Source organism: Olleya sediminilitoris, from assembly GCF_016785945.1.
GTDB classification, from domain to species: Bacteria; Bacteroidota; Bacteroidia; order Flavobacteriales; family Flavobacteriaceae; genus Olleya; species Olleya sediminilitoris.
Genome location: NZ_JAEMEF010000001.1, coordinates 21,591 through 35,696 on the forward strand (window position 1 = coordinate 21,591; position 14,106 = coordinate 35,696).

The 14,106-nt window shown below is 31.4% G+C and carries 14 protein-coding genes; 7 read left to right on the plus strand and 7 right to left on the minus strand.

What is annotated here, in order from left to right:
* Positions 1 to 2: 2 nt before the first annotated feature.
* On the minus strand, positions 3 to 677 hold the full coding sequence (trmB, locus tag JAO71_RS00115; RefSeq protein WP_116823581.1) for a tRNA (guanosine(46)-N7)-methyltransferase TrmB: 675 nt from the start codon (positions 675 to 677) through the stop codon (positions 3 to 5).
* 186 nt (positions 678 to 863) lie between these two features.
* On the opposite strand from trmB, the gene JAO71_RS00120 reads away from it, so the two are divergent.
* Positions 864 to 1,919: a glycosyltransferase gene (locus tag JAO71_RS00120; RefSeq protein ID WP_202998397.1), complete on the plus strand. Its 1,056-nt coding sequence runs from the start codon at positions 864 to 866 to the stop codon at positions 1,917 to 1,919.
* On the opposite strand, the gene JAO71_RS00125 is transcribed toward JAO71_RS00120, so the two are convergent.
* On the minus strand, positions 1,900 to 2,862 hold the full coding sequence (locus tag JAO71_RS00125) for a sensor histidine kinase (protein ID WP_116823583.1): 963 nt from the start codon (positions 2,860 to 2,862) through the stop codon (positions 1,900 to 1,902). The genes JAO71_RS00120 and JAO71_RS00125 overlap by 20 nt on opposite strands.
* Before the next feature lie 74 nt (positions 2,863 to 2,936).
* On the minus strand, positions 2,937 to 3,620 hold the full coding sequence (locus tag JAO71_RS00130) for a response regulator transcription factor (protein ID WP_028290611.1): 684 nt from the start codon (positions 3,618 to 3,620) through the stop codon (positions 2,937 to 2,939).
* Between the two features lie 279 nt (positions 3,621 to 3,899).
* Here JAO71_RS00130 and JAO71_RS00135 point away from each other — a divergent pair, with 279 nt between their 5' ends.
* The 3 genes from JAO71_RS00135 to JAO71_RS00145 all read left to right on the plus strand — a co-directional run bounded on the left by JAO71_RS00135 (position 3,900) and on the right by JAO71_RS00145 (position 7,518).
* Positions 3,900 to 5,606 (plus strand): DUF6130 family protein, encoded by a 1,707-nt coding sequence (locus JAO71_RS00135; RefSeq protein WP_202998398.1) that lies wholly within the window; start codon positions 3,900 to 3,902, stop codon positions 5,604 to 5,606.
* A gap of 94 nt (positions 5,607 to 5,700) precedes the next feature.
* Positions 5,701 to 6,459, plus strand: coding sequence for a T9SS type A sorting domain-containing protein (locus tag JAO71_RS00140; protein WP_202998399.1), 759 nt, complete (start codon positions 5,701 to 5,703; stop codon positions 6,457 to 6,459).
* Between the two features lie 81 nt (positions 6,460 to 6,540).
* The gene (locus JAO71_RS00145) at positions 6,541 to 7,518 is read left to right on the plus strand and encodes a LuxE/PaaK family acyltransferase (RefSeq protein WP_202998400.1); all 978 of its coding nucleotides are present in this window, start codon (positions 6,541 to 6,543) and stop codon (positions 7,516 to 7,518) included.
* Positions 7,519 to 7,648: 130 nt separating this feature from the next.
* On the opposite strand, the gene tyrS is transcribed toward JAO71_RS00145, so the two are convergent.
* Positions 7,649 to 8,959, minus strand: coding sequence for a tyrosine--tRNA ligase (gene tyrS / locus JAO71_RS00150; protein WP_202998401.1), 1,311 nt, complete (start codon positions 8,957 to 8,959; stop codon positions 7,649 to 7,651).
* 86 nt (positions 8,960 to 9,045) lie between these two features.
* Here tyrS and JAO71_RS00155 point away from each other — a divergent pair, with 86 nt between their 5' ends.
* On the plus strand, positions 9,046 to 10,062 hold the full coding sequence (locus JAO71_RS00155; RefSeq protein ID WP_116823588.1) for an NAD-dependent epimerase/dehydratase family protein: 1,017 nt from the start codon (positions 9,046 to 9,048) through the stop codon (positions 10,060 to 10,062).
* Here JAO71_RS00155 and JAO71_RS00160 read toward each other — a convergent pair whose 3' ends face one another.
* From JAO71_RS00160 to JAO71_RS00170, 3 genes are read right to left on the minus strand one after another with little or no spacing between them, the layout of a single operon-like run.
* Positions 10,063 to 10,449 (minus strand): DUF4296 domain-containing protein, encoded by a 387-nt coding sequence (locus JAO71_RS00160; RefSeq protein ID WP_162874869.1) that lies wholly within the window; start codon positions 10,447 to 10,449, stop codon positions 10,063 to 10,065.
* Positions 10,450 to 10,484: 35 nt separating this feature from the next.
* Positions 10,485 to 11,831 (minus strand): dihydroorotase, encoded by a 1,347-nt coding sequence (locus JAO71_RS00165; protein ID WP_116823590.1) that lies wholly within the window; start codon positions 11,829 to 11,831, stop codon positions 10,485 to 10,487.
* A 2-nt stretch (positions 11,832 to 11,833) separates the two neighbouring features.
* Positions 11,834 to 12,559, minus strand: a complete 726-nt coding sequence (locus JAO71_RS00170; RefSeq protein ID WP_202998402.1) for a polyprenol monophosphomannose synthase — start codon at positions 12,557 to 12,559, stop codon at positions 11,834 to 11,836.
* 108 nt (positions 12,560 to 12,667) lie between these two features.
* Between JAO71_RS00170 and JAO71_RS15965 the strand changes: the two genes are divergently transcribed.
* On the plus strand, positions 12,668 to 13,306 hold the full coding sequence (locus tag JAO71_RS15965; protein ID WP_028290619.1) for a DUF4271 domain-containing protein: 639 nt from the start codon (positions 12,668 to 12,670) through the stop codon (positions 13,304 to 13,306).
* Between the two features lie 23 nt (positions 13,307 to 13,329).
* Positions 13,330 to 14,079: a uroporphyrinogen-III synthase gene (locus JAO71_RS00180; RefSeq protein WP_028290620.1), complete on the plus strand. Its 750-nt coding sequence runs from the start codon at positions 13,330 to 13,332 to the stop codon at positions 14,077 to 14,079.
* Positions 14,080 to 14,106: the final 27 nt, after the last annotated feature.

A 14,106-nucleotide genomic window follows, 5' to 3' on the forward strand; every position in this document is an offset into this window, starting at 1 on the left:
ACTTATTTGATTTTGAACCTAATATACGTAATTGGTTTGTTTTGCTCTAGATAAATCCCTTCATAATGAGTTTGAATATCTGTTACCTCTTCTGGACTTCCTTCTTGTCTGTACACATCATTATTGGCATGTAATACTTCATGACCTTCACCATGTAATAATCCTAAGGTATAACCATGCATAAACTCGGAATCTGTTTTAAGATTCATAATTCCGTCTGGTTTTAAAATGTTTTTATAACGTTTTAAAAAGGTAGAATTGGTCATTCTGTGTTTTGTACGCTTGTATTTAATTTGTGGATCTGGAAAGGTTATCCAGATTTCGTCAACTTCGTTTTTAGCAAAAACAGACTCGACAAGCTCGATTTGTGTACGTATAAAAGCTACATTTTTAAGATTATCTTCAACCGCAGTTTTGGCTCCTCTCCAGAAACGTGCACCTTTAATGTCTATACCTATAAAGTTTTTGTTTGGGAATTTTTTTCCTAAAGCAACACTGTACTCGCCTTTACCACATCCAAGTTCTAAAACTAAAGGGTTGTTGTTTTTAAAGACGTTTTTATTCCAGTTTCCTTTATGCTCATAAACCTCATCCACCAACTGACTTCTAGTTGGTTGGAATACGTTGTCAAAGGTTTCGTTTTCTCTGAATCGTTTTTGCTTGTTCTTGCTTCCCACTTCTTAACTATTTGTTATTTCTGGCGTAAAATTAAGGAAATATACTTAAGCTTGTTTATGATTACCTTTGATTTTGACATTTTATGCGTTAAGGATAGTAATGACATCCTTTTTTTGCTGCCATATATGGCAAAAAAAGATATAATGGATAGCCTGACCCTTTAGGGTAACGCCCAAATTAATGACATGAAAAAAAGAATTTTAGTTGCGCCTTTACATTGGGGAATTGGTCATGCTACGCGATGCATACCTATTATAAATGCCTTGATAAATGAAGGTTTTGAGCCAATTATTGCTAGTGATGGTCAAGCTTTAGAATTGCTTAAAAAGGAATTTAAAGGTGCTATTTTTATTGAATTACCTGCTTATAACGTACGTTACTCTAGAAGTAAAACGGGATTTAAGTGGCTTATGCTTTGGCAATTACCTAAAATTAAAAAAGCGATTAAAAAGGAGCGTAAAGCGATTAAAAAAATTATACATGAGTATGCTATTGATGGTATTATATCTGACAATCGTATGGGAGTTTACTCTAAATCTAAACCGTCTGTTTTTATCACACACCAACTTAATGTATTAAGCGGAAAGACGACTAAATTGAGTACTTTTTTTCATGACACTTATTTAAAGGAGTTTAATGAATGTTGGATTCCGGATTTTGAAAATGAGCCTAATTTAAGCGGAAAACTTGGTCATGATTTTAACAATAAAGGCTTAAAGGTGAAATATATTGGTGCTTTAAGCCGATTGAACACCTTGGATATTAAACCTAAGGATGATATTATGGTGTTATTGTCTGGACCAGAACCACAACGTACTTTATTAGAGGAAAAACTACTTAGTGAGTTTAGCAATTATAAAGGCCATATTACTTTTGTACGTGGAAAAATTGAAGCTAAGCAAACGGTACGCAAGGAGCAACCGTTTACGATTTATAATTTTATGCAAACCGACGAATTACAACATGCTTTAAATAATTGCAACTTGGTAATTTCTAGATCTGGTTATACTACAATTATGGATTTGGCTAAACTAGGTAAACGTGCTTTTTTTATACCTACGCCTGGACAGTTTGAACAGGAATATCTTGCTAAATACTTAGATGATAAGGGTCTTGTTGCTAGTTGTGCCCAAAAAGATTTTTGTTTAAAGGAATTGGATAGAATTGAGGACTATTCGGGTTTGAATATTTTTAATAATGAAACTGATTTTAGCGAATTATTTAAGCTTTTTCAAGAGTAAATGAAAACTCGCTACCTATATTTAACTCACTTTCTACATAAATTTTTTCGTCATGAGCTTCTATAATATGCTTTACTATAGATAAGCCTAAACCAGAACCTCCTTCTTTACGAGAGCCACTTTTATCGACTCTAAAAAAACGCTCAAACAATCTTGGTAAATGTTGTTTTGCTATACCTTCACCATTATCTGTTACTCTAACTATAACTTTGTTTTTTACTAGTGTTTCTATACTAATTTCTGTGGTTCCTTTTTCCCGACCATACTTGATACTATTAACTACTAAATTTGTTAACACCTGTTGTAATCTTTCTTCATCGCCTTTTACCATTATAGGATTTTTATAATCCATATCAAAAGTTAATGTGATTTGCTTTTTAGCAGCTTTCATTTCTAGCAGTTCAAACACACTTTGTACTAACTGAACAATATCAAAGTCCTTTTGATTTAAACTAAGGTCTCCAACCTCTAGCTTAGTAATCATGTCTAAGTCTTTGACAATGTAAATTAGCCTTTCTACACCTTTTGTGGCTCTGGTCAGATATTTTTCGGCTACATTTTTGTCATCTATGGCTCCATCTATTAATGTTTCAAGATAACCTTGAACGGTAAATAAAGGGGTTTTAAGCTCATGTGATACGTTACCCATAAACTCTTTACGGTATTCTTCTCTTACTTTTAAGGTTTCGATTTCTAACTTTTTACCTTTTGCAAATTGATCTATTTGCTTGGTTAGAGTCGCCATATCTGTTGTAATACTGTTTTTTCTAAAACTAGCAGACTCTAACAAAGTAATGTCTTTGTAAATTTTATTAATTCGTTTATAAATAAAATGCTCTACACGATACTGGATTATTAAAAAGGATAATCCATAGGTTGCTAATGCAAATAGCAGAATTACTAATGGATTAATAGAATAATACATATACAAAAAAACACTCATAAAGAGCGTTAAAAAAACAGTGATTAAAAACGATGTTTTTAATGCAAATTTATAAGTCTTTTTTAGTTTCAAAATTATTCTACAAATTTATAGCCTACACCTTTTACGGTTTTAAAGCTGTCGTCTCCAATTTTTTCTCGTAGTTTTCTAATGTGTACATCAATTGTACGTCCACCTACAACCACCTCGTTACCCCAAACACGATCTAGTATGTCTTCTCTTTTAAAAACTTTACCTGGTTTAGAGGCTAACAAAGATAATAGTTCAAACTCTTTTCTTGGCAAAATTATTTCGTTTCCTTCTAAAACAATTTTATATTCTTCTCTATTAATAACAAGATTGCCAATAGTTACTAAAGATTTGGCACCATCTTCTGACTTTAAACGTCTTAATAATGCTTTAACCTTACTAACTAATACTTTTGGTTTAATTGGCTTTGTTATATAGTCATCTGCTCCAGCATCAAATCCTGCTACTTGGGAGTAATCTTCACCACGTGCTGTCAAAAATGTAATTATAGTTGCACTTAATTCTGGTATTTTCCTAATAGCTTCACAAGCTTCAATCCCATCCATTTCTGGCATCATTACGTCTAAAATGATTAATTGAGGTTTTTCTTTTTTAGCTTTTTTGACTGCCTCGACACCATTTTTAGCTGTAGTTACTTGATAGCCTTCATTAGTTAAATTATAACCAACAATTTCTAAAATATCTGGCTCATCATCTACTAAAAGGATTTTAATATCTTTTTTGTTCATGGAATTTAAACTTGAATTTACTTTATAGTTATGTTATCGTAAAGATAAAATTAATACTAAAACTTTTGATTATTTAAGTATAAATAACATTAAGATAACATGAGTTTAAATTAGTGCTAAATTATAATTTACAGATAATCAGGAAGTAATTAGCACATTGAAAGTCAAATAATTAAAATGATGTTATTATAATGTAAAGATAGACTAGACCTAATTAAATCCTTACTTGTAGATAAAATTTCTGTTTATATTTACGCATTAACAACAACACAATATATTATGAAAAAACTTTACTTTTTGCTTACTTTATTTATTACAACATTATCCTTTGGACAAGAACTATTAGTCAATGGAGATTTTGAATCTTGGACAGATACTACTACTCCTGAAAACTACGAATTAATACAAAGCGTAGAACAAGAGGCTACTGAAGTACATACTGGTACTTATGCTGTTAAACATACAGGAGGAACATCTAAACTTAGTCAAACCGTAACTGGTGTAACTGCAGGAACATCTTACACTCTATCTTTATGGTATAAAATTGATGCTGGCTTTGGAGATGGAACAGATGCAAGAATCTGGAGTTACTGGAAAGCTGGATCATCTAATATTACTGCTAATGCTGATGAATTAAGAGGTCCAAATAATGCTTATTTTGATGCTAACGGAAATGCATGGACAGAATATACAGTAACATTAACAGCTCCTGCTACTGCTGATACTTTTTATTTTGAAGTTAGAACCTACGGAAGTGCAGTTGTATATTGGGACGACTTTTCTTTCTTTCAAGAGGCTACTGCAGTTCCAACTTTAGGCGTTACTTCACCTAACAACGGAGACAATGTAGCTGGACCTGATGTTAATGTTGACTTGAGTGTACAAAATTTTATTGTCGCTAACGGAACTGGTGATGGTCATATCCACTATACTGTTGATGGTGGATCTGTAGTAATGAAGTATGATACTGATCCTATTATGTTAACCGGATTAACAACTGGAGAACACACTATTAACTTAGAATTAGTGGATAATAGTCATGCACCATTAACAACACCTGTTATAGCTAGTACAACTTTTAACGTTTACGAAGTACAATCTCTTCCTTTTACAGAAAATTTTGACTACACTGCAACAGAAACCTTAGGGTCGCAAACTGCTTGGACAAATTATTTTTCTGGTGATGATGTGTTAATTGAATCTGGAAGTTTATCTTTCCCTCCTTTAGCAGGAACAGCTAACTCAATATCTTTTGATGGTTCTGGAACAGATCCTGTTGTGGATTTTACACCTACAACAAGTGGAAGTATTTATGCTTCGTTCATGTTGAACATTACTGCATTGGATGCTGCTGCAACAGATGGTTATTTTGCTGTTTTAAGAACAGATTCTGGTAGCTATGAGTCACGTTTATGGATCTCTCCAACAGGAGCTTCTACCTATAAAATAGGAATTAGTAATGGTGCTGCATTAACACAAATTAGTGCTACAGATTTAAATGTTGGAGACACTAATTTTATTGTTTTTAATTATGATATTGACAATAACATGGTAAATGCATGGGTTAATCCTATTCCTGGAGGAATTGAGCCTACTGCAGATTTATCTGAAGCATCTACAAGTACAGCTAACACGTTTTCACAGTTTTTAATCCGTCAGGATAGTGCAACAGAAACTCCGTTTATGATAATGGATGAATTAAAAATAGCTACAACATGGAATGATGCTACCTTAAGTACAAAAACATTTGAAGTTGTAGAAAATTTTAACATTTATCCTAACCCAACTAATACTGGAACAGTTACTATTACCACAAAAAACAACACAACTATTGCAGTAACAGTATTTAATGTTTTAGGTAAACAAGTATTATCTCAAACTATCCAGAATAATAGTTTAGATGTTTCTAACCTAACTACAGGAGTTTATATTTTAAAACTTAATCAAGAAGGTACTATCTCTACTAAACGTTTAGTAGTACAATAAAAGGCTATATTAAGCTATTGTTAAAAGAGTTATCTACCATTAGATAACTCTTTTTTTTTAATTAGATTTGAGACCAATATAAACAACACTTAATATGAAAAAACTTTACTTTTTTACTTTTTTACTTATTACTTCATTTAGTTTTGCTCAACAAAACGTAACTGCAAATGGAGGTTTCGAAACCTTTACAGGAACAACTCCTGACGGTTGGACATTAATAGACTCTGGAATAGATACAGACGAGGAAACAACTATTATTAATGAAGGATCAAAATCACTAAAAGTTACTGTTAACACAGGAACTCAAGGGAGTACTGATTTTAGACAAGAAATTACAGTTGTAAACGCACTTGAATATACTGTTTCTGTGGACGTATATCATCCATCTGGTGATAATGATGCAAGAGCAAGATTATATGTCGATGGTTACACTGTTTACTCTGACCCATCTATTACTGATGCTTGGCAAACCATCACAACAACGTATACAGCAACTGCAGACGAAGTGATTGAAGTTGGTTTACGTTTTTATGATGTAACAGGATTTGATGGCTCTTCTGTAATGTACATTGACAATTACCAAGTAATAGACCCAACTGTATTATCTACTGACACATTCAAAACTAGTGATTTTTCAATATATCCAAATCCTGCAACAACAGGATTTGTAAACATTAAAACAACAAACAACCAACCAATAGCTGTTGCTGCTTATGATGTTTTAGGTAAACAAGTTATTAATACAGCTGTAACTGCAAACCGTTTAGATGTTTCTTCTTTAACATCTGGAGTATACATTTTAAAATTAACACAAGAAGGCGCTACAACTACTAAAAAACTAGTAATTAAATAAGCGTTCTGTTTTATTATTTTAAAAGCGTTGCTATTAGCAACGCTTTTTTATTTTATATACTTTTGTGTTTTATACATCAACATGGACACGACTTCCTTCTTTAATATTTCCAACGACATAGAATTTAAAAACAAGGCTTTACAGGTTTTTAAACATCAGTTTAATCATAATGCTGTATATCGTTCGTTTTGTGACTTATTGTATGTTAATTCAAGTGATGTGCATGAGTTACATGAGATTCCGTTTTTACCAATTCAGTTTTTTAAATCACGTCAAATATTAAGTTCTACCAACCCAATACAAACTACATTTACCAGTAGTGGTACCACTGGTCAAGTAACCAGCAAACATCATGTTACCGATTTAAACCTTTACGAAACCAGCTTTAAAAAAGGCTTTAAGCATTTTTATGGTGACATTACAGACTATACTATTTTAGCTTTACTACCTAATTATTTAGAACGTGAAGGGTCGTCTTTGGTTTACATGGTTGACCATTTAATTAAAGACTCCAAACAACCAAATAGTGGTTTTTATTTACACAATTTAAAGGAACTTAAAGACACATTAATTACACTTGATCAAGCTGGTAAAAAAGTATTATTGATAGGTGTTACATTTGCTTTATTAGATTTAATTGAATCTTATACCTTTAATTTAAAACATACCATTGTTATGGAAACTGGTGGTATGAAAGGACAACGCAAAGAGTTGATAAGAGAAGAATTGCACCAACTTTTAAAAACTGGTTTTGGTGTTGATGCCATACATAGCGAATATGGTATGACTGAATTACTAAGTCAAGGTTATAGTAAAGGTCATGGTATTTTTAATTGTCCACCATGGATGCGAATTTTAACCAGAGATCCTGAAGATGCACTGACTGTTTTTAATTATCCTAAGACAGGAGGTATTAACGTTATTGATCTAGCCAACATAAACTCTTGTAGTTTTATAGCGACCCAAGACTTAGGGAAAACTTACAATACTACTGACTTTGAAATTATTGGTCGTTTTGACGATAGCGATATTAGAGGCTGTAATTTAATGGTATTGTAAGGACAACACATATATAACGACCAACTAATTATGAATAAGAAAAATTAGTTTTTGGTTGGTTAACTAATTGGACTAAAAAAAGCCTGCTTAAGTTAAGCAGGCTTTTTGTGTATTATAAGTATTAAGTTTTTTAATTAACTTTAATAATAAAAGTACTTTTCTTACCTCTATTAATAACAACGTACTTGTTGTTTATTAAATCATCGGTAGTTATTGTATAATCGTCTTTAACTTTGTCTTTATTTACAGATACCGAATTTTCTTTTAAAGCACGACGCGCTTCTCCATTACTTGCTAAAAAGTTAGTTTCGGCAGATAAAGCTGCAATCATGTCTAAACCAGCTTCAATTTTATCTCTAGACACTTCGGCTTGTGGCACACCTTCAAAAACCTCCAAAAACAAGTTTTCGTTTAGTTGTTTAATTTCATTTTTAAAATCTTTACTAAATAATATACCTGTTGCTTTTTGTGCATTTTCAAATTCGTCTTTACTGTGTACAAAAGTGGTCACCTCTTGAGCTAAACGTTTTTGTAATGCTCTAAAACCTGGGTTTTCTTTGTGTTCTGCAATTAAAGTTTCAATAGTTTCTTTATCTAAAAAGGTGAAAATTTTGATATACTTTTCTGCATCTTCGTCTGTGGTATTTAACCAAAATTGGTAAAATTTATACACACTAGTTTTATCTGCTGTTAGCCAGACATTACCACCTTCACTTTTACCAAACTTACTTCCGTCGGCTTTAGTAATTAATGGACAAGTCATAGCATATGCTTTTGCAGTGTCGTCACCAACATTCATACGTCTTACTAACTCTGTTCCAGTTGTGATGTTTCCCCATTGGTCACTTCCTCCCATTTGCAATTTACAATTTAGGGCTTTATGTAAATGGTAAAAATCATACCCTTGAATTAATTGGTAAGTAAACTCGGTAAAACTCATCCCTACACTACCTTCATCTCCAGATAAACGTTTTTTAACACTATCTTTTGCCATCATGTAATTTACGGTAATACGCTTACCAACATCACGTGCAAAATCTATAAACGAAAACGACTTCATCCAATCATAGTTATTAACTAAAACTGGTGCATTTGTATTAGTAGAGTTAAAATCTAAAAATCGCGACAATACAGCTTTTATACCAGCTACATTATGGTTAAGTGCTGCTTCATCAAGTAAGTTACGCTCGTCACTTTTACCTGACGGATCACCAATCATACCTGTGGCACCACCAACTAAAGCAACAGGCTTATGTCCTGCTTTTTCTAGATGTACTAATAAAATTATTGGCACTAAACTACCAATGTGTAATGAGTCTGAAGTTGGGTCAAAACCAATATAGGCTGTGGTCATTTCTTTATCCAGTTGCTCTTCGGTTCCAGGCATGATATCGTGTACCATCCCTCTCCATCTTAATTCTTCTACAAATGCATTAGCCATTTTATTGTGTTTTATTATTGAAAAAGCAAATATAAAAATCGTGTTATAAACTACATACAATATCTAATATTTATTACCTTAGACCTATGATTTTAGTTACAGGAGGAACAGGTTTAGTTGGCGCACATTTATTATTTAAACTTTTAAATAAAAACCAACCTGTACGTGCTATTTACAGAACTGAAAAAAAGTTTGAAACTGTTAAGCGCATTTTTAACTACTACAGTAAAACACCTGATGTTTTATTTGATAAAATAGAATGGATTAAAGCTGATCTTAATGATATTCCTGCTTTAACCGAAGCTTTTAAGGACATAAACTATGTTTACCATTGTGCTGCATTTGTCTCTTTTGAACCTAATAAATTTGAATTGCTACGCAAAACTAATATTGAAGGTACAGCTAACATTGTCAACCTTTGTTTAGCTAATACAGTTAAAAAATTGTGCTATGTTAGCTCAATTGCTGCAATAGGTACACCTGCTGTAAAAACCAAAACGATTACTGAAGCTAACGACTGGAATGTAGAGTTTGACAATAGTGTTTACGCGATTACCAAATATGGTGCAGAACTGGAAGTTTGGCGTGGTACACAAGAAGGTCTTGATGCTGTAATTGTAAATCCTGGTGTTATCATTGGACCTGGAATTTGGAACTATGGTAGTGGCTCTTTAATTACTATGGTTAATAAAGGTATGCGCTATTACACAACAGGAGCAACAGGTTATGTGGATGTTAATGATGTTGTAAATTGCATGTTATTACTACTACAAAGCGATATAGTAAACCAACGATTTATACTTGTAAGTCAAAACCTAAGTTTTAAACATTTTATTTATAAAACTGCAGAATACCTTAAAGTTACTGCTCCTAAAAAAGAAGCCACTTCTATAATATTAGCTATTGGTTGGCGTTTGGATTGGTTATTACACAAACTTACTGGATCACGAAGAAAACTATCAAAACAAACTGCTTACAGCGCTTTATCTATCAGTAATTACAGTAACTCAAAAATAAAAACAGCCTTAAATTATAGATTTAAGACTGTTGATTTAAGTTTAAAAGACACTGTTGGTTATTTTAAAAATGATAACAAACAGTAATTATTTTTTTAGATTAGCTTTTAACTTTTTATTCTTAACTGGTAATTTCTTCTTAGATTTTTCCTCCTTTTTTTGGACCTCTTTATAGTGTAATCTTAAGGCTTCAAGACTATCCTTTACACGTGTGTATATCTGATTAAAATTTTCAATATCATAAGCATAATAATTATTACTATTTACAAATTGAAGACTGTCTATTTTATGTTTTTTATATATAAATGAATCTGGTAGGATCCCTTTATTTTCCAGTTCTCTTTTATTTATACCTTTAGCCGAAGACATAATTACAGTTTCTACCAAAACATCTACCATTTTATCTTCACTGATTAAATCATCAGGCTTTTCAGGTTTTTGCACATCATAACATGATACTAACATCAGTGTCATTAAAAGATATAATAGCTGTTGTTTTTTATACATTACTATCTATTAAAAGTTAATCGCTTAGCATAATTAGTCTCATAAAATTTAAAGTTTTTATAAGCTAAACCTCCATTAACAAAGGTGTGTGTTATTCTTGATTTAAAGGTCGTTCCTTCAAAAGGTGACCAACCACATTTATATAAAATGTTATCTTTATTTACGGTCCATGGATTATTTAAATCTACAACCACTAAATCTGCAAAATAACCTTCTTTAATAAAACCACGTTTTTCTACCTCAAATAAAATAGCTGGATTATGACAAAATTTTTCTACTATTTTCTCTATTGTAATATCACCATCATGATACATTTCTAATAAAGCAGGTAATGCGTGTTGTACTAAAGGTCCTCCAGAAGGTGCTGACGTATATACATTTGATTTTTCTTCAAAAGTATGAGGTGCATGATCTGTAGCAATGACATCAATTTTATCATCTAATAAAGCTTTTAATAACTGTGCTCTATCTTTTTCGGTTTTAACTGCAGGATTCCATTTAATAAACGTCCCTTTTTCGTCATAATCTTTATCACTAAACCAAAGATGATGTATACAAACTTCAGCTGTAATTTTTTTATCTTTTAATGGTGTTTTATTATCAAACAATGCTGTTTCTTTTCCTGTAGATAGATGAAAAACATGTAATCTAGCTCCTGTTTTTTTAGCTAATTCTATAGCTTTTGAAGACGAAATGTAACACGCCTCTTCACTTCTTATAACAGGATGAAAACGCACAGGTATATCATCTCCATAACGTTCTTTATAAATCTCAAAGTTAGCTTTTATAGTCGCTTCGTCCTCACAATGCACCGAAATTAATAGATCAGTACTTTTAAAAATCTTTTCTAAAACTTCTGGATTATCTACTAACATGTTTCCTGTAGACGACCCTAAAAATAGTTTTAAACCAGCAACTTCCTTTTTATTGACTTTTAAAATCTCGTCTAAATTATCATTAGTTCCACCAAACATAAACGAATAGTTTGCCCAAGCCTTTTTTGAAGCTATTTCAAATTTCTCGTTTAATTTTTCAATGGTTGTAGTTTGTGGTTTTGTATTAGGCATTTCTATAAATGAAGTAATACCTCCTGCTATTGCAGCTCTTGACTCGGTTTCAATATTAGCTTTTTGTGTTAAACCTGGTTCTCTAAAATGAACTTGATCATCAATTGCTCCAGGAATAACATATTTTCCTTCAGCATCAAACACATTAACATCTGCCGATTTTGGACTAATTGATTGATCTATTTTAGTTATAATATCACCTTCAATTAAAATGTCTCCATTAAAAATTGTGCCTTCATTAACTATTTTGGCATTCTTTATAAGTGTTTTTCGATTTTGCATTTTTAATTGGATTTAAATAAACTTTTAAGTTTCATACTAATAACACCAAAAATAGCTTCAGATATAATACTAGAACTAAGTTTGGATTCTCCTTTGGTTCTATCTGTAAAAATCACAGGTACTTCGACTATTTTAAACTTTTTAAGATTGGCTTTAAATTTCATTTCTATTTGAAACGCATAGCCTACAAATTTTATTTGATTTAGATCAAGCTGCTCCAACACCTGTCTTTTATAACATATAAATCCAGCAGTAGCGTCCCTAACCTTCATACCTGTTACAAATCTTACATACATTGATGCTCCATAGGATAAAATAACACGTCCTAAAGGCCAGTTTACAACATTAACTCCTTTGACGTATCTAGAACCAATTGCCACATCTGCTTTACCATAATAACAGGCATCATACAAATGTATTAAATCCTTTGGGTTGTGCGAAAAATCTGCATCCATTTCAAAAATAAATTGATACTTTTTTTTCAAAGCCCATCTAAAACCATGGATATATGCAGTCCCTAAGCCTGATTTTTTTTGTCTAACCTCAAGTGATAACCGATCAGGGAATTCTATTTGTAAATCTTTTACTTTTTGAGCTGTATTATCAGGAGAATTGTCATCAACTACCAATACATCAAATGCCTTTGGAAGTGCAAAAACTGCTCTAATAATAGCTTCTATATTCTCAATTTCGTTGTATGTTGGTATAATTACAACAGCGTCTTGCATCAATACTATTTAAAATTTAGGCAAATGTACATTTTTATAAATTTACTTAATTATAAAAATTCCTTAATTATTGGACGTTTTCCTATTTAAAAATAATAATTTTGGCACATGCTAAGAGTCGTAAATACATATGATATATTAACGTTAACCTTAATAGGTTGCCTACTTTTAGTAACCTTAAGCAAGGTACTTTTTACTAAACGATTTGTAGATTTTTCGAAACTATTATTTAGTTCTAGATATACTAACCACTTTGCAAAAGAACAACGTTTTGTAGATGTGTTTGAAGCTTTACTTTTTTTAAACTTTAGCCTAAATATAGGATTACTACTCTATATTATTTTAAATTATTACAATACTATCCAGCAAATAGACCTTTTTAAATATAGTTTATTTATTGCTCTATTTTTAATAGTTAAAGTTTTATTTGAGAAAGTAATAGCCACGCTATTAAATATAGACACTTTGATTGAGACCTATGTATTTCAAAAACTTACTTATCGTAATTTTAGTGGTTTACTTCTTATACCCATTAACACCCTATTAATATATAGTGTATTACCAAATCCAACTATTTTACTAGTAGTTATAATAGTCTTATTTATAATACTAACTATAGGTGTTACACAGTTTATAAAAACTAATCTTAATTTATTTAAAAAGAACTTGTTTTATTTTATTTTGTATCTTTGCACACTTGAAATTGCACCTTACATTGTTATATACCAATTTATAACATATTATTAGGTCCAAATTAAACGAAACAACATATGAAAGTGAAAACAATTTTAGTCTCCCAACCAGAACCTAAAATAGAAAATTCGCCTTATTTTGACCTTTCCGAAAAACAGAAAGTTAAAATAGACTTTAGACCTTTTATCCACGTAGAAGGAGTTTCCTCAAAAGACATTAGACACCAAAAAGTAGATTTAAAAAATTATACTGCTATTATCTTAACAAGCAGAAATGCTGTTGATCACTTTTTTAGAGTTGCAGAAGAAATGCGCTTTAAAGTGCCAGATTCGATGAAATATTTTTGCCAGTCAGAAGCAGTTGCTTTTTATTTACAAAAATATGTCGTTTACAGAAAACGTAAAATCTATGTTGGTAAACGTAATTTTGCCGATTTATCACCTTTAATCAAAAAGTATAAAGACGAGACTTTTTTATTACCAACCACAGACAAACTTAAACCTGAAGTACCTGAAATTTTAAATGGTTTAAAGATTAACTGGAAAGAAGCTGTATTTTACAAAACAGTAATCAGTGATTTATCTGATTTAGAAAATGTAACTTATGACATTTTAGTGTTTTTTAGTCCAAGTGGTATTGAGTCTTTGTTCCATAACTTTCCGGAGTTTAAGCAAAACGATACTAGAATAGCTGTATTTGGTAACACAACCATTAAAGCTGTTGAAGCTAAAGGCTTACGTGTAGATATAGCTGCACCAACACCTGAAACACCATCTATGACTATGGCACTTCAAAAATACATTGACAAAGCTAATAAAGGAAAATAAAATCCTTTTTGTTATTATAAAATAAAA

Coding starts and splice junctions, on each gene's coding strand:
- JAO71_RS00120 (WP_202998397.1), top strand. CDS start 864: ATGAAAAAAAGAATTTTAGTTGCGCCTTTACATTGGGGAATTGGTCAT.
- JAO71_RS00125 (WP_116823583.1), bottom strand. CDS start 2,862: ATGAGTGTTTTTTTGTATATGTATTATTCTATTAATCCATTAGTAATT.
- JAO71_RS00130 (WP_028290611.1), bottom strand. CDS start 3,620: ATGAACAAAAAAGATATTAAAATCCTTTTAGTAGATGATGAGCCAGAT.
- JAO71_RS00135 (WP_202998398.1), top strand. CDS start 3,900: ATGAAAAAACTTTACTTTTTGCTTACTTTATTTATTACAACATTATCC.
- JAO71_RS00140 (WP_202998399.1), top strand. CDS start 5,701: ATGAAAAAACTTTACTTTTTTACTTTTTTACTTATTACTTCATTTAGT.
- JAO71_RS00145 (WP_202998400.1), top strand. CDS start 6,541: ATGGACACGACTTCCTTCTTTAATATTTCCAACGACATAGAATTTAAA.
- tyrS (WP_202998401.1), bottom strand. CDS start 8,959: ATGGCTAATGCATTTGTAGAAGAATTAAGATGGAGAGGGATGGTACAC.
- JAO71_RS00155 (WP_116823588.1), top strand. CDS start 9,046: ATGATTTTAGTTACAGGAGGAACAGGTTTAGTTGGCGCACATTTATTA.
- JAO71_RS00160 (WP_162874869.1), bottom strand. CDS start 10,449: ATGACACTGATGTTAGTATCATGTTATGATGTGCAAAAACCTGAAAAG.
- JAO71_RS00165 (WP_116823590.1), bottom strand. CDS start 11,831: ATGCAAAATCGAAAAACACTTATAAAGAATGCCAAAATAGTTAATGAA.
- JAO71_RS00170 (WP_202998402.1), bottom strand. CDS start 12,559: ATGCAAGACGCTGTTGTAATTATACCAACATACAACGAAATTGAGAAT.
- JAO71_RS15965 (WP_028290619.1), top strand. CDS start 12,668: ATGCTAAGAGTCGTAAATACATATGATATATTAACGTTAACCTTAATA.
- JAO71_RS00180 (WP_028290620.1), top strand. CDS start 13,330: ATGAAAGTGAAAACAATTTTAGTCTCCCAACCAGAACCTAAAATAGAA.